General features: G+C 69.7%; 26 protein-coding genes and 1 pseudogene. 14 read left to right on the forward strand and 13 right to left on the reverse strand.

Going from position 1 to position 23,409, the window contains the following annotated elements; genetic code table 11:
- Positions 1-22 precede the first annotated feature (22 nt).
- Positions 23-652, forward strand: coding sequence for an LUD domain-containing protein (locus tag BJ964_RS27650; RefSeq protein WP_188123405.1), 630 nt, complete (start codon positions 23-25; stop codon positions 650-652).
- 424 nt (positions 653-1,076) lie between these two features.
- Here BJ964_RS27650 and BJ964_RS27655 read toward each other — a convergent pair whose 3' ends face one another.
- A complete protein-coding gene (locus BJ964_RS27655) occupies positions 1,077-1,997 on the reverse strand; it encodes a helix-turn-helix transcriptional regulator (protein ID WP_188123406.1) in 921 nt (306 codons plus the stop codon).
- A 121-nt stretch (positions 1,998-2,118) separates the two neighbouring features.
- Between BJ964_RS27655 and BJ964_RS27660 the strand changes: the two genes are divergently transcribed.
- Entirely contained in the window at positions 2,119-2,967 is an 849-nt protein-coding gene (locus BJ964_RS27660; RefSeq protein ID WP_188123407.1) for an SDR family NAD(P)-dependent oxidoreductase, read from the forward strand.
- A gap of 54 nt (positions 2,968-3,021) precedes the next feature.
- Here the strand turns inward: BJ964_RS27660 and BJ964_RS27665 are convergent.
- Positions 3,022-3,354, reverse strand: a pseudogene (locus tag BJ964_RS27665) (MMPL family transporter); the annotation flags it as partial.
- Positions 3,355-3,595: 241 nt separating this feature from the next.
- Here BJ964_RS27665 and BJ964_RS27670 point away from each other — a divergent pair.
- Positions 3,596-3,808 (forward strand): hypothetical protein, encoded by a 213-nt coding sequence (locus BJ964_RS27670; protein WP_188123408.1) that lies wholly within the window; start codon positions 3,596-3,598, stop codon positions 3,806-3,808.
- Positions 3,809-4,003: 195 nt separating this feature from the next.
- Here the strand turns inward: BJ964_RS27670 and BJ964_RS27675 are convergent, their stop codons facing one another.
- Positions 4,004-4,963, reverse strand: a complete 960-nt coding sequence (locus BJ964_RS27675; protein ID WP_188127197.1) for a pectinesterase family protein — start codon at positions 4,961-4,963, stop codon at positions 4,004-4,006.
- 801 nt (positions 4,964-5,764) lie between these two features.
- Here BJ964_RS27675 and BJ964_RS27680 point away from each other — a divergent pair.
- Positions 5,765-6,955: a glycoside hydrolase family 130 protein gene (locus BJ964_RS27680; RefSeq protein ID WP_188123409.1), complete on the forward strand. Its 1,191-nt coding sequence runs from the start codon at positions 5,765-5,767 to the stop codon at positions 6,953-6,955.
- 305 nt (positions 6,956-7,260) lie between these two features.
- Here the strand turns inward: BJ964_RS27680 and BJ964_RS27685 are convergent, their stop codons facing one another.
- Together BJ964_RS27685 and BJ964_RS27690 are read right to left on the reverse strand one after the other, a co-directional pair.
- Positions 7,261-7,665, reverse strand: a complete 405-nt coding sequence (locus BJ964_RS27685) for a hypothetical protein (protein WP_188123410.1) — start codon at positions 7,663-7,665, stop codon at positions 7,261-7,263.
- A 163-nt stretch (positions 7,666-7,828) separates the two neighbouring features.
- Positions 7,829-8,464 carry a TetR/AcrR family transcriptional regulator gene (locus BJ964_RS27690; protein ID WP_229806757.1) on the reverse strand — a complete coding sequence of 212 codons (636 nt, stop codon included), beginning with the start codon at positions 8,462-8,464 and terminating at the stop codon, positions 7,829-7,831.
- 121 nt (positions 8,465-8,585) lie between these two features.
- Here BJ964_RS27690 and BJ964_RS27695 point away from each other — a divergent pair, with 121 nt between their 5' ends.
- The 3 genes from BJ964_RS27695 to BJ964_RS27705 are packed head-to-tail and all read left to right on the forward strand — an operon-like array spanning position 8,586 to position 10,074.
- The gene (locus BJ964_RS27695; RefSeq protein ID WP_188123411.1) at positions 8,586-8,822 is read left to right on the forward strand and encodes a hypothetical protein; all 237 of its coding nucleotides are present in this window, start codon (positions 8,586-8,588) and stop codon (positions 8,820-8,822) included.
- On the forward strand, positions 8,822-9,697 hold the full coding sequence (locus BJ964_RS27700) for a class I SAM-dependent methyltransferase (RefSeq protein ID WP_188123412.1): 876 nt from the start codon (positions 8,822-8,824) through the stop codon (positions 9,695-9,697). Before BJ964_RS27695 ends, BJ964_RS27700 begins: the two co-directional genes overlap by 1 nt.
- Positions 9,694-10,074 carry a hypothetical protein gene (locus BJ964_RS27705; protein ID WP_188123413.1) on the forward strand — a complete coding sequence of 127 codons (381 nt, stop codon included), beginning with the start codon at positions 9,694-9,696 and terminating at the stop codon, positions 10,072-10,074. The genes BJ964_RS27700 and BJ964_RS27705 overlap by 4 nt, the downstream gene beginning before the upstream one ends.
- A gap of 330 nt (positions 10,075-10,404) precedes the next feature.
- Here the strand turns inward: BJ964_RS27705 and BJ964_RS27710 are convergent, their stop codons facing one another.
- The 4 genes from BJ964_RS27710 to BJ964_RS27725 form a co-directional block, all read right to left on the reverse strand.
- Positions 10,405-11,376, reverse strand: coding sequence for an HAAS signaling domain-containing protein (locus BJ964_RS27710; RefSeq protein WP_188123414.1), 972 nt, complete (start codon positions 11,374-11,376; stop codon positions 10,405-10,407).
- Positions 11,373-11,711, reverse strand: coding sequence for a PadR family transcriptional regulator (locus BJ964_RS27715; protein WP_188123415.1), 339 nt, complete (start codon positions 11,709-11,711; stop codon positions 11,373-11,375). Before BJ964_RS27715 ends, BJ964_RS27710 begins: the two co-directional genes overlap by 4 nt.
- Before the next feature lie 79 nt (positions 11,712-11,790).
- On the reverse strand, positions 11,791-12,201 hold the full coding sequence (locus BJ964_RS27720) for a hypothetical protein (protein ID WP_188123416.1): 411 nt from the start codon (positions 12,199-12,201) through the stop codon (positions 11,791-11,793).
- A 65-nt stretch (positions 12,202-12,266) separates the two neighbouring features.
- Complete coding sequence (locus tag BJ964_RS27725) at positions 12,267-13,343, reverse strand: alcohol dehydrogenase catalytic domain-containing protein (protein WP_188123417.1); 1,077 nt, start codon at positions 13,341-13,343, stop codon at positions 12,267-12,269.
- A gap of 67 nt (positions 13,344-13,410) precedes the next feature.
- On the opposite strand from BJ964_RS27725, the gene BJ964_RS27730 reads away from it, so the two are divergent.
- From BJ964_RS27730 to BJ964_RS27760, 7 genes are all read left to right on the forward strand, one after another.
- Positions 13,411-13,788, forward strand: coding sequence for a VOC family protein (locus BJ964_RS27730; protein ID WP_188123418.1), 378 nt, complete (start codon positions 13,411-13,413; stop codon positions 13,786-13,788).
- Positions 13,789-13,918: 130 nt separating this feature from the next.
- Positions 13,919-14,119, forward strand: a complete 201-nt coding sequence (locus BJ964_RS27735) for a hypothetical protein (protein WP_188123419.1) — start codon at positions 13,919-13,921, stop codon at positions 14,117-14,119.
- Positions 14,086-16,812 carry a helix-turn-helix transcriptional regulator gene (locus BJ964_RS27740; RefSeq protein ID WP_229806758.1) on the forward strand — a complete coding sequence of 909 codons (2,727 nt, stop codon included), beginning with the start codon at positions 14,086-14,088 and terminating at the stop codon, positions 16,810-16,812. Before BJ964_RS27735 ends, BJ964_RS27740 begins: the two co-directional genes overlap by 34 nt.
- A 60-nt stretch (positions 16,813-16,872) precedes the next feature.
- Entirely contained in the window at positions 16,873-17,772 is a 900-nt protein-coding gene (locus tag BJ964_RS27745) for a DUF6615 family protein (RefSeq protein WP_188123420.1), read from the forward strand.
- A 10-nt stretch (positions 17,773-17,782) separates the two neighbouring features.
- Positions 17,783-18,598 carry a VOC family protein gene (locus BJ964_RS47415; protein ID WP_203832582.1) on the forward strand — a complete coding sequence of 272 codons (816 nt, stop codon included), beginning with the start codon at positions 17,783-17,785 and terminating at the stop codon, positions 18,596-18,598.
- Positions 18,599-19,366: 768 nt separating this feature from the next.
- Positions 19,367-19,729 carry a V-type ATP synthase subunit E family protein gene (locus BJ964_RS27755; protein ID WP_188123421.1) on the forward strand — a complete coding sequence of 121 codons (363 nt, stop codon included), beginning with the start codon at positions 19,367-19,369 and terminating at the stop codon, positions 19,727-19,729.
- Positions 19,730-19,747: 18 nt separating this feature from the next.
- Positions 19,748-20,050 (forward strand): GNAT family N-acetyltransferase, encoded by a 303-nt coding sequence (locus BJ964_RS27760; RefSeq protein WP_188123422.1) that lies wholly within the window; start codon positions 19,748-19,750, stop codon positions 20,048-20,050.
- Here the strand turns inward: BJ964_RS27760 and BJ964_RS27765 are convergent.
- The 4 genes from BJ964_RS27765 to BJ964_RS27780 form a co-directional block, all read right to left on the reverse strand.
- On the reverse strand, positions 20,043-20,534 hold the full coding sequence (locus BJ964_RS27765; protein WP_188123423.1) for a DUF309 domain-containing protein: 492 nt from the start codon (positions 20,532-20,534) through the stop codon (positions 20,043-20,045). The two genes, BJ964_RS27760 and BJ964_RS27765, sit on opposite strands and share 8 nt — an antisense overlap.
- A 22-nt stretch (positions 20,535-20,556) precedes the next feature.
- Positions 20,557-21,486 carry an FAD-dependent oxidoreductase gene (locus BJ964_RS27770; RefSeq protein WP_229806759.1) on the reverse strand — a complete coding sequence of 310 codons (930 nt, stop codon included), beginning with the start codon at positions 21,484-21,486 and terminating at the stop codon, positions 20,557-20,559.
- Between the two features lie 141 nt (positions 21,487-21,627).
- A complete protein-coding gene (locus tag BJ964_RS27775) occupies positions 21,628-22,590 on the reverse strand; it encodes a methyltransferase (RefSeq protein WP_188123425.1) in 963 nt (320 codons plus the stop codon).
- A gap of 49 nt (positions 22,591-22,639) precedes the next feature.
- Complete coding sequence (locus BJ964_RS27780) at positions 22,640-23,377, reverse strand: GntR family transcriptional regulator (protein WP_188123426.1); 738 nt, start codon at positions 23,375-23,377, stop codon at positions 22,640-22,642.
- Positions 23,378-23,409 lie beyond the last annotated feature (32 nt).

The raw sequence follows: 23,409 nt of genomic DNA on the forward strand, positions 1-23,409 counted from the left end.
AACAGGAAGGTCCGGCGACACCATGACCACCACAAATCCGCAGACGACATTCGCCGAAGCTGCACCCGTGCAGCGCCTGGAGCGCGCGGCCGCCGCGCTGACCGCACACGGTTTCACCGTCGAGATCCTCGATGACGCCGCCGCCGCGCGTACCCGTGTCAGGGAGCTGATCCCCGAGGGCGCCACGGTGTTCACCGGGGCCAGCGAGACCCTCCGCCTGTCCGGCATCGATGAGGACATCAACAACAGCGGGCGCTACGAGTCCGTCAAGGCACGCAGCAGGACCATGGACCGCGCCACCCAATTGGCCGACATTTGGCGGCTGCTCGCCTGTCCCGAGGTCATCGTCGGCAGCGTCGCCGCGGTCACCGAGACCGGATCCCTCGTGGCCGCCTCGGCCAGCGGAAGCCAACTGGCCGGCTACTCGGGCGCCGCGGCCCGCGCGATCTGGATCGTCGGGGCGCAGAAGGTCGTACCCGACCTGGACACCGCCCTGCGGCGCGTCGAAGACCACTGCCTTCCGCTGGAACACGAACGCGCCATAAAGGCCTACGGGCAGCCCAGCGCCCTCAACCGCCTGCTCATCCTCAACGCAGAACCCCACCCCGGGCGTGGCACCGTTCTACTGCTCCGCGAAGCCATCGGATTCTGACCACCGGCATGCCCGGCTGGGGAACCCAACTCGGCAGAGACACCAGTGGGGCAAGCTATGTCAGTTCTCGTGGAGCCCGGCTCGCGCCCGTCACAGTTACCCCTTCTTCGTCCGCTCCTCGGCCGCGTCCTCGGCTCGGGCGGCGAGGTACTCGGCCAGTCGCGTCTGGCATAGAGGACCCAGCGGATGAAGGTGTGACGGTGTATGCCGGTCAGGTCGGCGAGGATCGGGCTGGGGAGATCAGTGGCGAGTGCTGCAAGCGAACCTCAAATGTGTGGCGTGAACTGGTCAAACGTCCCGGCAACGGTCGGCCGGGGACGGTGGTGGTGCGGTTCGCATGGTGCATCGTCCGGCCCACTTTGATCTTGCATGCGAACCACCGACCGGTGGCCGGGCCAAGAGCCGTCCGTGTCATCGCGGCTTCTCAGGCTCCCTGATAAGGCGCCGGCGGCTCGGTCCGGCGTGAAGACGAGTCCAGCTGGACACGGCCGCCACGCGGTGAGGATGCCCCGCCGCACAGCATCGCCAGCAGCGCCAGGTTGTCGTGGGAGCTGCTGCCCGGGTCGGTGTGGTAGATGAACAACACTTGGTTCGCGTCGCCGGGCAGCGGCAGCGCCTCGTACCGGAGCGTCATCGGGCCCACGGCGGGGTGAGCCACCCGTTTGACGCCATGGGTGCGCTCGTGCACCTGGTGTCCGTTCCACCATGCGGAGAACTCGGCGCTTTTGATGGTCAGCTCTCCGACCAGCTCGTTCAGCCGTACGTCGTCGGGATGGCGCCCGGCGTAGAGGCGGAGCGTGCCGACCACCTCGCCGGCCACCGTGCGCCAGTCGAGGAACAGCTCGGCCGCCGCCGGATCCAGGAACATCCACCGTGCGTAGTTGCGTTCCCGCGGCGGCATTCTGGTCCAATCGGTGAACAGCTCCCGGGCCAGCGTGTTCGCGGCGAGTACGTCGGTTCGACGGCCGAGGATCAGGGCCGGGTGCTCGCTCATCGAGGCGATCAGCTGCTGCATGGCCGGCCGCACACGCTGCGCGGGTGGTTGTGCCGCCTTGTGCCGTGCAGGGCGGGCGAGGTCGGCCAAGTGGGCGCGGGCCGCCGGTTCGAGCCGGAAGACCCGAGCCAGCGCTTCGAGCACCGCCTCCGACGGGCTCGCGTGCCGGCCCTGTTCCAGCCGGGTGTAGTAGTCGACGCTGACCCCGGCGAGCTGAGCGACCTCCTCGCGCCGCAGCCCGCGGACCCGCCGTTTCGCCGGGCCGCCGTCGTCGAGTCCCACGGCCTCCGGCGTCAGGCCGGCCCGGCACCTGCGCAGGAAGTCGCCCAGATCCGTACGCGAAGCTGCCATGCCCCGATGGTCGCACCAACCGCGCCCGGCGCACACGGACCTGGGTAGGCATGCCGTTCCCAGGTAGCGCTGGGCCTGCTCAGCCATGTCCGTCCAGGTCCGGGCGATCGAGCATGGAACCATGTCCAACACATGGTTCGTCACTGGCACCTCCCGCGGCCTCGGCCTCGAACTCGTCCGCCAACTGCTGACGCAGGGGCACAACGTCGCGGCCACGTCCCGCTCCGCCGAACGCCTCACCGCCGCCCTCGACGACGTCGACCGCACGCGGCTGCTGCCGATCGAACTCGACCTCACCGATGAGCGGGCCGTCACCGCCGCGATCACCGCGACCACCGACCGTTTCGGCGGGATCGACGTCGTGGTCAACAATGCCGGCTACGGGTTCCTCGGCGCGGTCGAGGAGACCAGCAGCGCCGAGGTCCGGCGCATGTTCGAGGTGCAGATCTTCGGCGTCTGGAACGTGTTGCGTGCCGTGCTGCCCGGCATGCGGTCCGCCCGGCGCGGACATGTCATCAACGTGTCGTCGATCCTTGGCCTGACCGCGTTCCCCGGGTGGGGGCTGTACTGCGCCGGCAAGTTCGCCCTTGAAGGACTCTCCGAGTCGCTCGCGGCCGAGGTTGCCGAGTTCGGCATCAGGGTTTCGCTGATCGAGCCCGGCTACACACGGACCGACTTCCTGCGGCCGGTCTCGCTTGGTCTGCCCGCGTCGACCGTGGACGGATACAGCACGATCCGGGAGATGACCACGGCACACCTCGCGATGCCGGGCACCCAGCTCGGCGACCCGGCCAAGGTGGTGGCGGCCGTCATCGCAGTCGCCTCGAACAGCGCTTCGCCACTGCGCCAGGTGCTCGGCTCCGACTCGTACGGGCTGGCGAAGGGTCGCGTGGAGTCGCTGCTCAGCGACGTGGAGGCGGGCCGTGAGCTGGCTCTGACGACGGACGTCAGCCCCGCACGTCCGTTGTAGACAGCCGTACCGGTGCGAGCCGGAACGACGCGCCGCTCCCGCGCGTCGAGCCGGTTACCGGTGCTGCCCGGCAGCGGGGTCGCCGGCCACCGCGGTGAGCCCGCGCTGATCGGCCGGTGGAGGCCTGTCATCGGTGAGCTGCCGTGCCAGCCGCTCACCTTCGACGTCGACGTCCGGCAGGATCCTGTCGAGCCACCTCGGCAGCCATCACGCTGATCGCGACAGCACAGCCGGGACGATGGTTATCCGGACCAGTAGGGCGTTGACCGCCACTCCAAACGCGAGGGCGAACCCGAGCGACTTGATGATGATGATGTCGTCGGCGAGGGCGAAGCCCGCGAAGACGCTTATCATGATCAGCGCCGCGGCGGTGACGACTCGGTCGCCGATCAGCTGATCGCCGTCAGCGTTCACGCGGTACCCCAATTGCCGCGTGAACTGGTCAAACGTCCCAGCAGAGGGGCGCCGGTGAGGGTGGCTGGGCGGTTCGCATGGTGCAACGTCCGGCCCACAACTTGTCGATTTGCGAATCCGCGCGGGTCGAGTGAGGCATTGCGCGAACCGGCCGCTGTTTGTTCAGCCCGAGTTGTGCGGGCGGAGACGGCTGCGGCGGACGTAGGAGCCTTCGATGTCTCCGGGTGAGCTGGAGCGTGAGCATTCCGTACGACTACGGGTTCGGCCGTTCGTCGCGAACGCGGACGAGGCGTGGCTGCTCGCCTACGTCCACGAGGACGAAAACGACGCCATCGACGAGATCGACCTGGGACGTCACCCCGGTCTGGACGCCGCCAAGGCGGCTCCGGCCCGAAGACCAGGCCGGCCAGCGACTTCGCTGCGATAATGGGGCGCTCCGGCGTACGACCCATCTCCACCGGCGCGGTGCGCAGGTCCACCACCGTGCGGACCCCGGCCGCCTTCGCCGCGGCTCAATTCTGCCCGGAGCGGTCCGCTTCCGGCCAAGCCGAACCCCGCCACGTACCCAAAGACAAGCCCGGGGGTGCCGATGCGGCACCCCGGGCTCGGGAGAAGGCGGCTGTCAGCCGATCGGGTTCCAGTTGTCGGAGCCAGCCAGGTACTTCTGCGGGGTGTAGTTGGCGGCGGTCGAGGCGCTCATCTGCGGGCGATTGCTGTTGGTGGTCGCGCCGGAGCCGGTGTTCTTGTATTCGAAGAACCGGGCGTTTTTCCACGAGTTGCTGGACATGTCGATCCACGGCTGCCCGGTCGCGATGGTGGCACTGAGCGACGACTCGCGGAACAGCACCTGCGCGGTCGCGCCCCACGGGCGGCCGAGTTGGGTGGTGTTGTTGGTCGCACCGGTGATCGTGCTCTTGTAGATCAGGAAGCCGTATGTGTTCCCGGACGGCGTCCTGGCCGCTGTCAGCGGGCCGCCGGTGGAGCGCTTCTGGTAGATCGAGGTCGCGTTGAAGACCGCGGTGGCGTCGCCGAAGATGAAGTCGACGGTGCCCTCGACGTACGAGTTGGTGATGTACTGGCGTTGGGTGTTGGCCAGCAGCGTGTCCTGGTTGCCGAGGAACCGGACATTCTTGTAGATGCCCTTGTCGCCGTTCATGTTGATCGCGACGGCCTGGCTACCTGTGCCGTAGTCGTTCGAGAATGTCAGGTTCGTGGCGATGAACTCCTTCGCGGCGACCGTCACCGTGGCGCTGCCGAAAGTGCCGTAGCCGCCGGCGTTGCTGCGGTTGTTGACGATCACCACGTTGCTCGGCCCGGAGCCCGTGCCGTTCAGCGTGATGTACGGCTTGTTCGACGGGATGCTGACAATCTCCCGGTACGTACCGGCCTTGATATTTATCGTGGCGCGGCTGGAGTTGTTGGCGGCGACTGCGTTCACCGCCGCCTGCACGGTCTTGTACTGGCCGGTGCCGTCGGCCGCGACGGTCAGCGTGGTGGCGGCCTCGGAGGACAGCGCGGTCACGCCGACGAAGGCGGCGGTGCCGCTGACGACGACGGCGAGCGCCGCCGACCACTTGATCATTCTGGTCACTGCATTCTCCTGGTGGGGATGCGGGCGGGGGACGGTGCGCGCCGCATGACCGCTGCAGGCGCGTGGCGGGGGGAAACGCCTCGCACCGGACAGTGCCGTTCGCGGCGGTGGCTCGCGCGGCACCATCGTTCGGCGGCATCGGCAGGCCGTCGCTGGCCGAGGATTCCCAGGCCTCAAGGCCACTGCGCGACGGCTACGCATGCGAACCCTACGGCGGCCGATTGACGAAAGTCTATCGATGCAAATAAATGCAACAAGGTCGGCATTCGGCGCGGTCACGCGAGCAAGCGGGGGTGGACCTTGACCAATATGCCTGCCCCGGGGATCCGGCGACGATGGCACGAAAGTTGGTCGGCCACCGCTGATTCCGACCACTTGACGACCGCGGACATCACCCGTCATAGCGCGTCCGAGTAGTCCATGAGCTGGCCAAGCGCCCCAGCAATGGGTCGCCGGGAATGACGACGGTGTGGTTCGCATGGTGCAACGTCCGGCCCACTTTGATCTTGTATGCGAACCGCGGCCTGGTTGTCAGGCCGATGGTTTGAATGCGGTCATCCCGGGCGAGTCAGGTGCGGCCGTCGCGGGGTTGCGTCGCGATCTTGAAGCGATTCGAACCCCGAGCACGGTCGCACCTCCTCGACGGTCAGCGGGCTACGTGGGTGAAGCCGCATTGTCTTTGGTGTCGAGGGCGTTCGGTCAGGGGTGGGCACCTTCGTGTCAGGGCCATGCTCGCGCTCTTCCGGCGCCGCTCCGCTGCCCTGTCAGGCTCGCCGCGGCACCGCCCCGGGTTTGCCGACCAGAAGCCAGACGAGAAGCGAATTATCCCGTATTTCTCCTGGTGAGCAGGATGGGCGGCGTAGCGTCGCGGTGATGGAGCGCAAGGTCGAACTGGGGCATGGCCGTGTCGGCGTGGTCTCGCTGAACGAGCCAATGCTGCGCTATCCGGACAATCCGGTGTTGACGGCGCAGCATGTCAACGAGGTGTGGACCGAACCGCATCGCCAGGTGGTCACGGTGCACAACGCCGGCGTCGCGGTTGTCGGCGATGAGACGGTGATGGTCTTCCGGTCGCATCTGCGCTGCGGGGTCAGCGTGATCGGAGTTGCGCGGAGCGCCGACGGGATCACCGACTGGCGGGTTGCGCCGGCACCGTTGCTGGAGCCGGCCACTCCGGCGGATACCTTCGCATCGGGTGTCGAGGAGTCCGCGATGGTGCGGATCGAGTCGGGTGGGGTCGAGGATCCCCGCATCAACGTCGTCGACGGCGAGTACGTGATCACCTACAGCGGCTACGATGCGCAGGTCCGTAACCAGGTGCGGGTCTGCCTCGCTGTCACCGACGACTTCACCAGGGTCGTCCGCCATGGGCCGGTCCTCCAACAGGACATGCGCAACGTCGTGATTTTCAGTGAGCGGATCGGCGGCCGGTACTTCGCGCTGTTCCGGCCCAACGACGTACTGCCGGGCGACACCGGCGGCGCGTACACCCAGATCCGGATCGGGACCGCCGTCGACTTCCGCGCGGGGGAGTGGGAGATCGACGACGAGCCGATCATGCGTACGGGCTGGGGACCCAGCGCCTTCTCGGACAAGATCGGGCCGGGTGCGCCTCCGGTCCGGACACCGGCCGGCTGGCTCAACCTGTTCCACGGTGTGCGCACCACCATGGACGGGAATCCGTATGTCCTCGGGGTCGCGCTGCACGACCTGGACGATCCCCGGCGGGTACAGATGTCCAGTGTCCCGGTGCTGTTCCCGACGCGGGCCGACTGCCGGGTCGGGGAATCCGACTACGTGCATGTGCCCAACGTGGTCTTCTCCTGCGCGATGGTGCCTCGCACGGATGGCACGCTGCTGGTCTACTACGCGGGCAACGACACGGTGATGAACGTGGCCGTCACCCACGAGGACGTTCTGGTCGAGCTGTGCCGCCGGTACGGGCAGAACCCGTTGACCGGACAATTGCTTTACCCAACCTGAATCGTCCATCGCCTGTACGGAGGTCGCGGCGGCCAGCACGATGCGCCGATCGCCGGGGACAACGGTGGGACGGTTCGCATGGTGCAACGTCCGTCCCACTCTCCCTGCCTGGCGTTTTGCAGGCGGCCGGACCGCGTCGAAGGCCGGTCCGGCGTGATCAGTCCGCAAATAGTCCGCACTACGGCCGGTGACCGCCTGGCCAAGGCGGTCTGCGACCGCGTCGAGGTCGTCCTCGAAAGGTCCGCTGGGTTTCCGCCGGAGCCCAGACCTTCTACCCGAAGATCGATTGTTCTCTTCAGGTGTGCTCAGGCGCTCAACCGGCGATCATTACGGGCCACGAGGATCGTGCCCATCACGCCCATGCCGAGTACCGTGCCGCCGAAGACCGTGGTCCCTGTCGCATCGAGCACTGATCCACGTGCATACGCGCGGCTGTTATCCCAAGGAAACACCGTTGCCTCGATGGTCGCGCCTACTCGGTCGGCGCTCTGAACGCTCACTGTGCGGGCCACTCCGTCTGAGGTGGTGAACACGCCCTCGCAGGCGAGACCGCCGCGGGAAACCTCCGCGCAGTACGACACGGTCAGCATGCCGGCGTCGCCCGCTCCTGGCACCTGCGCGAGCAGGCCGAGGGCGCCGTGCCAGGTCAGAAATGCGCCAACGACCGAGAAGACGGCCGAGACCACGAAGAAGAGCGCACGGCGAGGCATTTGGCCAGCGTAACGTCTGGTGCGTGAGCCGCCGCCCGGCCGCTCGTCGATCAGGCCGCGGGCCGGTTCAGCTCACCGGACCACCGATCAGCCTCGATCGCCGTCACACACTCAACAACGAGCCGATCATCGATGCATTCGCCTGTTGAGTGCCGTTGCAGTACTAGTCGGGCGCGCCGAGCACGGCGGCGACGCCGTCGACGAACCATCGCTCGAACCGCTCGACCGGCCACCCGCGCTCGCGTACCAGCCAGTCGTAGTTGCGGATGTCCTGCGCGAGCCACAGCATGTCGGCGGCTCGCTCCTGACTCACCAGCACCTCGCCGGTGGCCGCCAAATCGGCGGCGAACATCACCATGCCGCGGCGCCGGTCCTCGAGGTTCTTGCGCCAGATCGCCGCGGCGTCGGCATCGGCGGTCGCCGCACCGGCCAGCGCCAACATCACGTGCACTTGCCGGGCATGGGTCTCGGTGAGATGCCGGGCGTACCGGGTCAGCTTCGCCCGCAGGCCGGTCAGCGCGCGGATGTCGGCCACGAACGACCGTTCCGCCATCGTGATCCGCTCGTCGTCGCCGACCAGGGTGACATCGACAAGGTCGGAGAGCAGTTGGCGCTTGTTGCCGAACACCGCGTACACGGTCTGCACGGCGACGCCGGCCTCGGCGGCGACGGCGGTCAGCGGCGTCGCGGCGTAGCCCGGGTCCACGAACAGTTTGGCGGCCGCGTCGAGGATCGCTCGCCGGGTCTGCCGGGCCTGTTCCTGACGTCGGGGGGAGACGTAACGACGGTTGACAGTCACGCCTTCACCGTAGTCCACTATTAGATAGAGCTTCACTCTATTGTATCGACATCAGGGGACAGCTATGCCGTACGGCGTCGTGCAAGACATGCCCGGAGTCAGCGAGCAGGAGTATCGGCAAGTGGAGAAGCACCTCGGTCCGGACCGGCCGCCGGGCCTGCTGGCCCACGTGGCCGGCCCGTCCGACGACGGCTGGCGGATCATCAACATCTGGGCCGACGAGGCCGCGTTCCGCAGGTTCCAGTCGGAACGCCTGATCCGTGCCGCCGGACTGGCCGCCCAGGAGGAGGGCTTCGATCCGGCGAAGGCCGCCGCCTTCCGATCGGCGAGCGTCGACGGTGCCGAGATGCCGTTCTGATGGATGACACGGCCACGCTGCGCGCCCGCAACTCCGACTTCTGGGCCCGGACGGCGCCGGGGTGGGTCCATCAGGCCGACCGGCACGACGAGATCGGCCGGCCGATGGGTGCCGTGGCACTCGACTGGCTGCGACCCCAGGCCGGTGAACGGGTGTTGGACGTCGGCTGCGGGTGTGGCGGCACGACCGCCGAAATCGCGCGGGTCGTCGCTCCGCTGGGCAGCGCAGTCGGTCTCGACCTCGCGGAGGCGATGGTGGCGACGGCCCGGGACCGGTTCACCACGCCGGGCGGCGGAGGACCGCGGTTCGTCGCCGGTGACATCGAGACGCTCGATGCCGTGCCCGGGGCGCCGTTCGACGCCGTCTACTCCCGGATGGCGTTGATGCTGCTCGCGAATCCGGTGGCCGGCCTGACCACAGTCCGGCGTTCGATGCGTACCGGCGCCCGGTTGGCCGCAACGGTATTCCGCGACGGCCGCGTGAACCCGTGGCTGTCGACGGCGCTGCTCGGTGCGGCGGCACACCTGGGACCGTTGCCGCCGCTGCCGATCGGCGACGAGCCGGGCCCCTTCGCGTTCGCCGATCCGGCCCGGGTGACCCGCCTGCTCACCGCCGCCGGATTCACCGACATCGGCATCCACCCGTACGACGTCGCTCTCGAGGCCCCGGACGACCCGGAAGTGGTCACCGAATGGCTCATCGAGATCGGTCCCGCCGGCGCGGCCTACCGGGACGCCGAACCCGCCGTTCAGGGGCAGGCCCGGGCCGGGGTGGTACGCCTGCTCGAACGGTTCCTCACCGCCGGCACCGGTTATCGGCTGCCGACCGGACTTTGGTTGATCACCGCTCGCTCGGACGGGACCAGCACACAATGACCTCTCACCGGCGTCTTGCCGTCTCCCTCGCACTGATCATCAGCATCGCCGTGCTGTCCGGCTGCGCCCCAGCCGATACCGAGCCGCCGTCCACCGATGCACCCATGTCGGGCGGTGACGGAGCAACCCGGGCGGGCGGCTCCTATTCAGCGACGGACGTCTGCACCTACCTGCAGGGCGAGATCCCAGCGCTGAAGGAGATCGGCAGCCCGGTCGGGCGGCACGCCAACCTGGCCGGCAAACTGACCACCTTCTTCGAGTCACACGGCAAGCCGGAGAACGGCGCCGCACTGGACGCCGCGATCAAGGCGGAATGCCCGGCCGTGCGTACCGAGGTGCTCCGCCTGATGGGCGTGGACAGCTTCAGCTCGTTCTAGCTCCGGACGGTACGTGGGCGCATCCCGCGGGATCCTGGGATTCCCGCTGAGGCGGGTTCTGCGCTACGGCATTCTGGATAGCCTATGCGGGTCGCGTGCTGATGAGGCGTCCGAACAGCGGGGTACCGAGAACGGCGGGGCGTCGATCACGTAGGCGCTGTAGATCTGCAGGCGGTGTTCTCGCCATTCGCGGTTGAGCGCCCACCGCTCCCGCCGGCCTTCTCGTAGTAGCGCGAACGCGTACGACAGCAGAACACCGACGACGACGCCGGCAAGAGCGATCAAGGGACCCGCGATGCTCACAAGTCACCTCCGGAGGGGCGCGCCGGGTCAGCCTGGGACTGCTGCGGTGTTGATCGCGGGGGTGGGGCGCTCCGGCCGGGTTCGGGGGCGGGGTGGGGTGGTGACGAAGCCGATCGCGCCGATTGTCAGGTAGAGGCCTCCGAACCACCAGAAGGCCGCGAACAGGAAGCCGCCGTCGAGCAGGGCCATCAGCATGACGGCGGTGCCGGCCAGGGCGGTTGCCGTGTATCCGGGGCGGCGGCCGAAGGCGCAGAGTGCGGCCAAGGTCAGCGGCAGCAGGACCCACACCAGGCCGGCCGGTTCCAGGCCGATCTTGCCGGTGCCGGCCGAGGCGCCGGTCAGCAGGCCGGGGAAGGCGATGAGCAGGGCGGCGGTGAGGTGCCACAGCCGTACGGCCAGGCGGCCCCGTTCGCGGCGCATCGCCCACGGGACGATGGCCGCTGCCCAGAGCAGGAGCATCAGCGGGACGTAGTGCAGGCCGATGTCGTGCTTGACGACCACGAACACGGTGAGCACCGCGGCGACGGCGGCAGCGGCCGGGCCGCGTCTCCTGGTCGGGAGTACGGACGGTGCGGCGGCGAGGAGCGCCGGGAGCAGGGTGAGCATCGCCAGGCCGGGGCCGTACTGCTGCATGAAGGTGGTGCCGGCCTCGGTGTCGTCCACCGGCAGCGTGCTGGGCAGCAGGAAGGTCACGTAGACGGCGGTCAGCACACCGACGGCGACAGCGACGGCGCGTAGGAGCCGGGCGGCACGTGCTGCCAGGTCCGGAGTGCGGTCGGGCAGGGCGAGTTCCTCGCGGGCCTGGGCTGCCACGGTCTGCGGGCTGCCGAGGCCGGCCAGCGCCTGTTCCAGCGTCCGTCCGCCGGCCAGGGCGTCGGCGATGTGTGCGCGGACGTCGTCGACGATCTCCCGTACGGTGTCCGGCGGCGCGTCGGGCAGCTCGGCGCCGAGTGCTCGCAGATAGGTCTCCGCCGCCTCGGGCAGGACGTCGCTGGTCATGCTTCCTCCGCTATCAGCTCGTCCACGTGCGGCTGGATGTCGCGCCAGGCCGCCGCGAACTCGCGCAGATGTGCTCGTCCCTGGGTGGTGATCGCGTAATACCGCCGGGCGTGCCCCTGTTCGGGGGTCAGCCAGCGGGTCTCGACGGTGCTCGCCTGCCGCATGCGGGCGAGCAGTGGGTAAAGGCTGCCCTCGCTCGCGGTCAGACCGCGTGCGACGAGTTTGTCGGCCAGTTCGAGGCCGTACATGTCGCGCTGGGAGAGCAGCGCGAGCACGCAGTACTCGAGTACGCCCTTGCGGATGTTGGTGACGATCCGCTCGCGCGTGTTGTCCATGGGAAGCAAGATACCTTGCGTAGCAAGACCTTGGATAGTGTGGTGACCGCGGGCCAGGCTTCGGCTGCCGGGATCAGGCCTACGCCACCACGCGGATGATGGAACCGCCGCTGACGCTCCCGCCACCCTGATTCTCGGATGTGATCAGGTAGTAGTAGCCGGGCCGGGCATCGGCGCTGATCGGAATGCTGCTCACCGGCTGCTCACCGGGCGTGCCGGTCGGCCTGATCGGCGGGGCGGTGAAGGTGACATCGCCGGCCGGGTTCCGTAAGTCTCCTTCCGCGGCCTTCAGTTCCTCCACCGTCGCGTACGGTCCGCTCAGGCGTGCCGTCAGCTCGACCGGCGGCGCGTCAGTGGCCGGGCCGTTCGGCGCCTCGACCATCCAATGGACGGACATGGTCTGGCCGGGACGGTAGAGCGTGTCGACGTCCTCGGCGGAACAGCAGGAGTACGTCACCTGGGCCGCATCCTCTTCCGCATTCTCGGGCACGCCGGAGTCGCAAGCGCCGAGAAGCGCGACCGTGGCTGCTGCGGCACACAGCGAAGTCGACCAGCTCACAGCGCACCCGAGTCCGTACGGCCAAGCCGATCGAGACCGCCGGCCGGGTCGATCATCGTCATTCCGGCGACCGTCGCGCTGTCGAAGCGGGGGAGCAGGTCGGCGGCCTCCTCGAGGCCGATGGTGCGTTCGATCAGGCGTTGCGGGGCCAGGGCGCCCCGCTCGATGAGGGCCATCATGGCCGGGTAGTCGGCGGCCGCCATGCCGTGGCTGCCGAGCACGTCCAGCTCCCAGCCGATCACCCGGGCCATCGGCACCCGGGGGTGGCCGTCGACCGGTGGCAGCAGGCCGACCTGCACGTGCCGGCCCCGGCGGCGCAGGCTGAGGACGGCGTCGGCGCAGGTCTGCTCGCTGCCTACGGCGTCCACCGCGACGTGGCTGCCGCCGTCGGTCAGGCCGGCGACGGCGGCCGGGACGTCGGTGCCGTCGGTGAGCAGGGTGTGTTCGGCGCCGAGAGCGGCCGCGACGGCGAGCGCCTCCGGGTTGCGGTCCACGGCGATGACCCGGCCGCCCAGGGCGCGGGCGATCATCACGGTGCTCAGGCCCACCCCGCCGGATCCGACGACGGTGACCCACTCGCCCTCGGCGAGCCGGGCGCGGCCGGCCAGAGCACGGTACGCCGTCGCGAACCGGCATCCGAGGCTCGCCGCCGCCGCGAAGTCCACACTGTCCGGTACGGCGACCAGGTTCGTGTCGGCGGCGTGCAGGGCCACGTACCCGGCGAATGATCCCCAGTGGGTGAAGCCGGGCTGTTCCTGGTCGGGGCACACCTGCGCCTGTCCGGAGCGGCACCACCCGCACCGGCCGCAGCCGCAGACGAACGGCACCGTCACCCGGTCGCCGACCTGCCAGCGGGTCACCTCCGGGGCGACCTCGGCGATCACACCGGCCAGCTCGTGACCGGGTACGTGCGGCAGGGTGATCTCGTCATGGCCCGCCCACGCGTGCCAGTCGCTGCGGCACATTCCGGTCGCGGCCACCCGTACCACCACACCGCCGGGCGGAGCCTCCGGGTCGGGCACCTCTCGGACCTCGGGCCGGCCCTTTATCGCATCGAAGATCACTGCGCGCACCGGGACATCCTGCCAGGCTTTCGAGTAGCGGTCAGGAAATGGCCGCAATAGGCGCGAGAATCAGGTCATGACAGCGACGTGGAAGATCGAGCTCGTTCCGGTGCCGGTGACCGACGTCGACCGGGCCAAGGCGTTCTACGAACGGATCGGGTTCAACGCCGACCATGACTACACGGTGCGTGAGGGGTTGCGCTTCGTGCAGCTGACCCCGCCCGGCTCCGCGTGTTCCATCGCGATCGGTGAAGGCCTCACCGAGAAGACGCCGGGCACCCAGGAGATCCAGGTGGTGGTCGCCGACGCCGACGAGGCCCGCAAACACCTGCTGGACGCCGGGGTCGAAGTCGGCGAGGTCGACGAGCAGCCGTGGGGCCGCTTCGTCTACTTCCGTGACCCGGACGGCAACAGCTGGTCCCTCCAGGCGATCGAGCGCCGGCCCCAGGGATAGGTATACCTAGAACCCCTAGTCGACCCTCCTAAGTACTCCTGAGCAGCGAAGATACGCAGGGTGCTGCCGATGTGCCGGGGCCTTCCGCGACCGAGGATCGATGTATCAGGTCGACAGGGAGGAACGGACCATGTTGCTGCACCCCGAGATGATGCTGGATCTGGTGAACGCGCGGCACCGCGAGCTGGCCGCCGAGGCGGAGCGTGGGCGGCTGCTCGGCCGGGCCCGGTGGTTCCGGACCGGCCGGGGCGGGAAAGCCCCAGCGGTACGCGGACGCCCCACCGGTACCCTGGCGTCGTGCGAACGATCCGCGGCGGCGCCAGCCCGATGATGGTCGGGCGGGAGAGCGAGCTGCGCCGGTTGGCGCGGCTCGCTTCGTCGCGTGAGCCGGCGGTCGCGATCATCGCGGGGGAGCCGGGCATCGGCAAGACCCGGCTCGTCCACGAGCTGCTGAACACGGTGCCCGCCGGCACGGTCGTGCTGGTCGGGCAGGCCGAGCCGGGATCGCTGTCCCGGCCGTACGAGGTGCTGCTCGACGCCATCGACGGCCGTCCCGGCGTCGACGAGGAGCGGCTCGCCGCGCTCACCGACCCGAAACGCAGCCCGGTCGAGCGCCTGCACATCGGGCTCGCCATTCTGGACGATCTGATCGGTGACGCCCCGGCCGTCGTCGTCTTCGAGGACCTGCACTGGGCCGACTCGGAGAGCGCCGCCCTGTTCGAGCGGGCCGCCGACCATCGAGGCCCGCGGCTGGTCATCGGCACCTACCGGCCGGACGAGGTGAGCCGCCGCCAGCCGGTCGCCGGTCTGCTCGCCCGGATGGAGCGACGGCACGCCGTCACGTACGTACGCCTCGATCGCCTGACGCCCTCGCAGACCGCGGCCATGCTCGCGGCCGCGACCGGCGCGCCCGCGCCGCTGCGCGCCGCGACGGCGCTGCACCATCGCACCGGCGGGAACCCGTTCTTCCTGGAGGAGCTGCTGCGGGCCCTTCCGGGGTACGACGTGGAGGCGCTCGTCGAGCAGCCGCTGCCGTGGAGCCTCGCCGACGTGCTGCGCCGCCAGGTCGACGACCTCGACCCGGTGAGCCACCGCATCGTCGAGGCGGCCACCGTGCTCGGCCACCGCATCCTGTTCGACCTGCTCGCCGACGTGACCGGCACGCCTGAGGACGAGCTGATCACCGTGCTGCGCGACCTGGTCACCAGGGGAGTGCTGGTGGAGTCCGGTGCGGACGAGTTCGCGTTCCGGCACGCGCTGGTCCGTGAGGCGATCGCCGGGCAGCTGCTCGCCCGGCAGCGGCGCCGGCTGCACGAGGCGGCACTCGACGTGCTGCTGCGCGGCGGCGCGTCCGACCCGGCCATGGTGGCGCACCACGCCTGCGGCGCCGGCCGGTACGACGACATGATCGCGGCCGCCCGGCGGGGTGCGGCGCTGTATCTGTCGATCGGCTCGGCCTACCAGGCGCTGCAACTGGCCGAGATGGGCCTCGACGAGGTGCCCGACGACACCGAGCTGCTCGCCTCGGCGGCCCGTGCCGCATGGCTGGCCGGGCTGCTCGACGACGCCCTACGGTACGGGCGGCGCTGGCGGGACCTGACGGACAGCACCTCCGACCGGGCCGAGGCGCTGTACCTGCTGGTGCGGATCGCCTGGGAGTCGCGGGAACCCGAGGAGATGCGCGCACTCACGTACGCCATCGAGGTTTTGATCGCGCAGTTGCCGCCGGGCGCGGCACAGGCCCGGGCCATGACGGCGATCGCGCAGTCCGCCTATCTGCGCGACGAGCTGGACGCCGCGGTGCTCTGGGCGGATCGTGCGCTGGCCTTGGCCGACGAGTTCGACCTGCCGGCCGTGCGGCTGGCCGCCCTGCTGGAGAAGGGCTCGACGCTGATCGAGCGCCCGCAGACCGCCGCCGACGGCCGTAGGATCCTGCACGCGCTGGTCGACGAGGCGGAGAAGGCCGGCGAATGGGTGCTGGCCGCCCGCGCGCTGCACACCCTCGTGCACGGCGAGCCGCCGACGTCGCCCACCGAGTACGCCGAGATGCTGGAACGGGCCCGGATCAGCGCCGAACGCGCCGGATTCGAATCGCTGTCGGTGGCCGCCTACTTCCAGGGCCGGGCCCGGCTGGCCGTCCGCTCCGGTGACCTGCGCGCCGCCATCGCGGCGCTGGAGGAGGGCCGCGAACAGGACCGCGGCTACCGGCGGCGGGGCCGCTGGGCCGACTACCACGGCCTCTTCCTGGCAGGGCTCCACCTGGAGGCCGGTGAACTGGACCGGGTCGAGCAGCTGATCGCCGACCTGGCGGCGCTGCCCAACAACCCGCCCACCGTCATTCCCGGCCTGGAGTTCCACCTGGCCTGCCGGCGCGGCGACCGGGCCCGCGCCGAAACGCTCCTGGACCAGCTGCTCACCGCCCTGGCCGCCCAGACGTGGCGCAACGGCGAACAGGCCCACGACCTGATCTCCGCCGCCGTGGAACTCGGCCTGTCGCCGGCCCGACTCGACGAGATGGCGGTCGCGCTGCTCGACGCCGAGGTGTGGGACGCCTACCGCACCCTCGTCGACGCCCAGCTCGCGGCCGTCCACGGGCGGCACGCCGAGGCGCTGGCCGGATTCGAGACGATCGTCGAGGCGCACGTGCTGGGCCCGGCCGCCCGCGGCACCGTCCGGGTTGGGGCGGCCCGCTGCCTGCTCGCCCTCGGCCGTACCGGCGAAGCCGCTGTCCACGTGTCCGCGGCCGGCCCACTGCTGGCCGGGTGGGGCGGCTGGCGGGTGGCGCACCTCGCCCTGGTTCGCGCCCAGCTGGGCATGGACCCGGCCGGCGCCGAACCCGTCGCGGCCCTGACCCCGCGCGAGCGCGAGGTGGCGGTCCTGATCAGCGACGGCCTGACTAACTCCGAGCTGGCCCGGCGCCTCTTCATCTCCCCGAAGACGGCGGCCGTCCACGTCTCCAACATCCTCCGCAAGCTGGGCGTCACCTCCCGTACCGAAGTCGCGGACCTGGTCAGCCGCCACTGACCCGGTCGCGGAGCGCCGGATTCCTCCGAAACCGATCGTGAACGGTGCCATGATGAGGTGATGGCTACGCCGTCGACGCTCGCCGGAAAATCCGTTCCCACACCCCTTTTCGCATGGGCCTTGAAAAGCGCGTCGATTGCCGTCCACCGCGATATGACCGACAGCCGAAAATTCGGGATCAGCCGATTCGAGGAGACCAGCACCCAGCAATCCCTGCTCTCCATCGCGAGGAGTCTTCCTCACGGGGCGGCCTACACCCTCGAAAGGGGCGGGGAGAACCTGACCGGCGCCGACTGGCTGTGGGAAATCTGGTTCGTCGGAGGGCGCTGCCTGGGCATACGGATCCAGGCCAAGCGACTGTACGCGAACGGGGTGTACAAGGAGCTGGGTCACCGGATCGCAGCGACCAGGTTCAAGAAGAGCCGGCTGCAGGTGGACGTGCTGATCGAGCAGTGCCGGATGCGGGGACTGGTGCCCGCGTATGTCTTCTACAACGACTCTCAGATAGATTCCTGCACCTCGGTGATATGCCCGATGAGTGATGGCTTCCCGGAGAATCTCGGAGCTACCTTCGCTCATGCCAGGGAGGTGCGTGACCTGATTCTCCAAGGGAAGAAGAGGGTCGAGGACGTGGCGCGGATATCCAAACCGTGGTGCTGCATGATTCGGCCCTGGAGAGGCGTGTGCTGCCGCGGTTCCCATCACGAGGAGCCGTTCTGGTCGGTGGCTCTCGACAAGGAGGGATCCTTCTTCGGCGGGCCCGGTGATGCCGGCGCTGACCTGGCCCAGAGTGTCGCGCGGGCCTTCGGTGTGCCGGAGGATTCCGGGCTTCTGCGTGACGCCCCGCCGCCGGAGATCCAGCGCTTGATGGAGCCGCGAGAAGGGGACCGGGGCTTCCGCTGGCCGAGGCATGTCGCCGTGACGACGATCCTGACCCAGCACCCGCGTCCGGAGTCCTAGGCGAGCTGGGGTGTCCGGAAGCATCGAACCGGCCGATCACCTGATCGCCGACTTCGGACTGGACAAGCGAGCCACCCGGCTCGGTGATTTCCGGGAGCTTCCCGAGGATTTGCCGTCCGCGGAGTCCGTCATGAACGAGGTCGCGGAAGCCATCCGTGCCGAGGCCGTCCCGTTCTTCGACCGGTCCGGAGGCCTTGCGACGTTCGCGATCGCGGCCGAGGTCCACGCGAATGGGCGCGTGAACTGGCCGACCGCATTACGGCGATCGCGGCGACAGCCCGGCGTGACCCGGCCGAGGCGGTCGAGATGCTGGCCGGGCAGGCATCGTGGAGCCGGGCCAAGCTGCGCCTGTCCGGCGGTTAGCGACGGGGTCGGAGCGCAGGTGATTGAATCGGACGGCATGAAGCCCAACCGTTCCATTCCCGCGGCCACGGTCATTCCGGTGCTGACCTATCCCGACGTTCGCGAAGCCGTGGAGTGGCTGGCGGCGGCGTTCGGGTTCGAGGAGCGGGTACGGATCGGGGAGAACCATCGCGCGCAGATGCGGTTCGGGGACGGAGCGCTGATCGTCGCAGATGTCCGGAACGAGCGGCGGCAGCCGGAAGCGGACGTGGTCACGCATTCCGTGATGGTCCGGGTCGAGGACGCGCGGGGGCACCGCGAGCGGGCCGGGGCGCACGGGGCGCGGATTCTCATGGAGCCGACCGACTTCGAGTACGGCGAGCGGCAGTACGAGGCCGTCGATCTGGCCGGGCACCACTGGACGTTCTCCGAGACGCTGGCTGACGTCGCTCCCGAGCAGTGGGGTGGGGAGTCTGCCGGCTAGCGGTCTTTCGTGGTCGAGGTCCGCGATGTCAAGCCGCCTGTTCGCGTGTTTCCCGCCTTCGCCGCGAGATTCGGCTGGTCACCGCCGACCATTCCGGCCATCCGCAAGGATGGCCGGAATGGTCGGCGGTGATTTGTGTGATCGCGGCCATTCGGGAGTCTTCTTCTTGGGTGTTTGCGGTTCTACGTCAAGCGCCCGGTCGGGCGAACCGCTAACGGGGGGGCGCCGTCCGCCGCGCTAGGCGGAAATGGGGCTTTCGCCGGAAACAGGCGCCCGTTTCGCCCGCTTTGCACGCTGCTGTTGTGCGATCTTGAACGATTTACCACCGCCTCGGGTGGTGAATCGTTCAAGATCGCTCCGGGTGACGCGTCCTGCTGTCGAGGGATTGCGGATTCGGCCGTGGGCGACCAGGAAGAAGACTCTCGGGTGTATCCGATAACCCAAGATCTTCCAGCGGAAATAGATCGTGGGCGATGATCTGCCGTTGGGCGACAACCAGGAATCAAGATCGGCCCGAAAACTGCAATCGCCCAAGATCGTCGGCCGGTCGGGGTTTTCGGAGTGAGCGTGCACCTGTGGGTGACTGGCGCAACCACCGATCTACGCCCGGCGGGGGCGGCACGGGCCGGAGTGGGCAGCGGGATCGCGCCGACCGGACGGGACGGCCCTGGTGAGGCGGGACGACGTCGCGCGTACCGGAAAGAAGGAGCTGGAAGCGAAACGCGGACCCTGACCACTGATAGTGGCGTGCGTCGATAACATGCCGTCATGAGAGGTCTTGGCCTGTTCCTGATCGGTGTCGGCGCGGGGCTCGCCGGCGCGGCGCTCGCCGGGCGGGTGGGCATGGTGGCGGCGTTCGTTCCGGTGGTGGCGGGGCTGATCCTGCTCGCCACGAAGGGCCGTTCCGCATCGGACGAGACGCCGGCCCCGGCGCTGCGGGGTCTCGGCACCCGTGTTCACGAGCTGCTCGAACTCGCCGAGGCGCAGGCCGCCGACCACGTCGCCGAGGGCCGGCGGCAGGCCGACGACATCGTCGCCCAGGCGCGGGCGGAGGCCGATGAGATCGTCGCCCGGGCGCGGGCGGAGGCCGGCGAGATCGAGGCTGAAGCCAGACGTATCGACGCTGATTGAGCGTGGTTGGATAGGCGGGTGACGATCACGGTTGACGAAGCGCCCGAGCGGGAGCGTTTCGAGGCGCGCGACGAGTCCGGCGAGCTGGCCGGGGTGCTGACCTACCAGGTGAGCGGCAACATCGTCGTCTACACGCACACCGAGGTCGATGCCCGCTTCGAGAGGCAGGGTGTCGGTTCGGCCCTGGCGCGCGCCGCGATGGACGATGCGCGCGGGCGGGGCCGCACCGTCGTACCCATGTGTCCTTTTCTTGGCGAGTGGCTCGACGAGCACAAGGAATACGACAAGATCGTGGTCCGGTCGACCCGCCGGGTCAAATAGCCGTTCGCTGCAGGCGGGGGGCCAGTTCGGACTCCGGGACCGGTTCGCCGATGTGGGCGATCAGGGTCCGGGCCCAGGCGGTCAGGTCGGTTACGGCCACGTCGTGCGGGGCCGTCCCGGCGTACGGCTCGATGCGATCCGCGGCGCGGGTGAGCAGCCGGACCGCGCCCACCGTGTTGCCGCGCCGCAGATGGGTGATGCCCACCGCGAGCTGCGCCAGCCCTTTCCACAGCTCGCGGTTGTCGTCGTCGCACGCCTTCCACGCGGTCTCCAGCACCTCGTGGGCGTGGAACGGGCGCCCGGCGTCGAGCAGCCGCTGTGCCTCCCGCAGCGACTCGTCCGGCGGCAGGATCAGGTCCTCCGGCGTCGTCGGCACCCCGGTGAGGCCGCGTGGCAGCGGGCGGCCGAGGCCGTCGCGAGGGCGATTGTTGCGGGCCCGCCCGGACTCGTCGCGATCACGGGGGACAGGTGTTCCGGCGGTCATGGCTTCATCGTGCCGTGCCCGCTCAGGCGGGGCCGACGAGGGTGGCGATGCGGGCGGCGTCGCCCCAGGACAGGGTGAAGCCGGCGCCGCCGTGGCCGTAGCAGGCGTAGACCGGCCGGTCGTGGCCGGCGACCGCCTCCACCCGCACGCCGGCCCGGCCCGGCCGCAGCCCGGTGGCCCGGGACAGCACCGGCTGCCCGGCCAGCTCCGGTACCAGGGCGCTCACCCGCCGCAGGATGCCGGCCTCGATGTCCGGGTCGATCTGCTCGTCCCAGGAGCCGATCTCGCCGGTGCCGCCGCAGACCACGTCGTCGCGCCGCGGTACGACGTAGGTGAGCCCGTCGGGATTGTCCGAGTCGGTGATCCACTCGGTGAGCCCGGGATTGGCCAGCCGCACCACCTGGCCCCGGATCGGGAAGCAGTCCTGATCGTCGCCGAGCAGCGCCGCCGACCGCAGCCCGGCCGCCACCACCACGGCGTCGGACGGCGGCAGGTCCGCCAGCGCCTTCACCTCGGTCCAGTCGACATCGACCCCGAGGGAGAGGACCGCGGCACGCAGCCACGTCAGGTAGGTGCTGGTCTCGACCAGTGGCACGACGCAGCGGATCCCGGTGATTCCGGCCCACTCGACCGGTTCGGTGTGCGGCACCGCCCGGGTCCAGCTCAGGTCCGGGTCGGGCCGGCGGGACAGGACGGTGCCGGTGCGCATGTGGACACCGGTGCTGGGATTGCCGGCCAGCTCCTGGAGCCGCCGGTAGGTGACCGCGGCCGAGTCGAGGACCGACGGGGAGTGGTCGACGTCGTGCGGGAACCAGATGGCGGCGGCCACCCCGGAGACGCCGTCCACGGCCTCCCGGTCGGCCACGATGCGCACCTCGTGGCCGGCCACCGCCAGCTCGTACGCGACGCTCAGCCCGATGACCCCGGCGCCCACCACCGTCACACTGCCCACAGGCTCCGACGATACCGGCGTTCGGCCATCGATCATGGAGGCATCCGAGCGCCAGAAGGTTCCCGCCGCGCCCGGACCCGTCTCGTCGGGCCTGGCAACGGCGCTCGAGCACGGTCACGCCGTGCCCGTCCTCGCCGGAGATCATGACGGCCGCCTCAGACGTCTGGTGACCGTGAGCAGGACGAGGGCGATGCGCTCGGCGTGGGCGTAGGCCGGGCGGTCCAACTCCTCGCCGTACACGTCCGGGTCCACCTCCCGGTACGTCCAGGTCAGCCCGGTTCCGGCGAGGCGCTCGACGGCGGCCTCGTGGAACAGGTCGCGGCCCTCGACGATGGCGATGCCGGAGAACAGCACCAGGGTGCCGCCCACGGCGAGCCGGTCGACCGCCGTGCAGGCGATGGCCAGGGACAGTTCGTGCCCGTGCGGGCCACCGTCGCGGTTGGCCCGCCCGGCCGGGTCGATCATGAACGGCGGGTTGCTGACGATCAGGTCGAAGTCGCCGTCGACGGCGTCGAGCAGGTAGCTGTTACACACCCGCACATGCGGTGTGCGGGCCAGGAGGGCGTTGAGCCGGGCGAAGTGGCGGGCGACCGGATTGATGTCGACGGCCAGGATCTCGCCACCGGGCGCCCGTTTGGCGACGGCGATCGCCCCGGCTCCTGTTCCGCAGCCGATGTCGACGGCCCGCCGGACCGGACGGCCACGGCTCTCGATCACGGCGATCGCGGCGTTCACCATCGGGTAGGTGTCGGGACCGAAGAACACCGCGTCCGGGTCCGTCGCCGGAAACGCCGAATGCACCAAGATCTCGCCGTCGTAGCAGGAGAAACGTACCCGGCTGCGCCAGATGTCCCCGTCCCGGTCCAGCACGCCGGCGAGGTCCATCAACTCCACGATCCGCTCCGGCAGCACACCCGGCCCGAACGGCCGGTTCCAGCCGAAGACGTCGCGCAGGCTCCGGGCCCGCGCGTTGCCGGGCCGCCGGTTGACCCGCTCGTGCGTGGCCGGCGTGGTGGTCGTGAACCGGTAGCCGCCGGCCCGTAACGCGTCCCCGAGGTCCACGAGTGCGGCGTCGGTCTCCTGCGGCGTGGTGATGACCGTCATGACGGTCCGGATGCCCACCGCATGCCGGTTCAATCCGAGTGGGCTGACCTCAGCGGTTGAAGACGGTCACCTCGATGGCGTAGTGGTCGGCCCGGTACAGGTTGTCGGCGTATTCGACGGCCGTGCCCGTGCTGTCGAACGACGTACGCTGCATGCTGATCAAAGGGGTGTGCGGGCCGATGTCGAGGAGCCGCGCCTGCTCGGGTGTCGCCGCCTTGGCGGTGATCCGCTGTCTCGCCACGGCGGGCCGCCCGTTGCGTTCGGCCATCATCCGGTAGAGGCCGTGGGTGGCGAGCGCGTCGGCGGTCAGGTCGGCGAAGCGTGGCGGCAGCCAGTTGCGCAGCAGGGCGAGCGGCGCCCCGTCGGCGAGCCGCAGCCGTTCGCAGTGCACGAGTTGTTCGGTGCCGGGCAGGCCGAGCATGCGTGCGGCGTGCCGGTCCACGCGGTCGGTGCCGAAGCGCAGCACCCGGGTCAGCGGCTGCCGGCCGGCCGCGACGAGGTCGTCGTAAAGGCTGGTCAGGGCGATGCGGCGGCGCACCTGGACGTCGGTGACCCGGGTGCCGACACCACGTCTGCGGGTGAGCAGGCCCTTGCCGACGAGTTCTTCGATGGCCCGCCGGACGGTCGGCCGTGAGATGTCGAGTGTCGCGGCGAGTTCGATCTCGGTGGGCAGCTTCTCGCCGGGCGCGAGTTCGCCGCGTTCGATGGCCTCCTCGATGCGGCGGCCGATCTGGAAGTAGAGCGGCACCGGGCTGCGCCGATCGATCTCGAGCGGTGGCATGGGCATCGCGCGGAAGTTTGTCAATGTGTTGAGAAGAA

Source organism: Actinoplanes lobatus, assembly GCF_014205215.1.
Taxonomy (GTDB): Bacteria; Actinomycetota; Actinomycetes; order Mycobacteriales; family Micromonosporaceae; genus Actinoplanes; species Actinoplanes lobatus.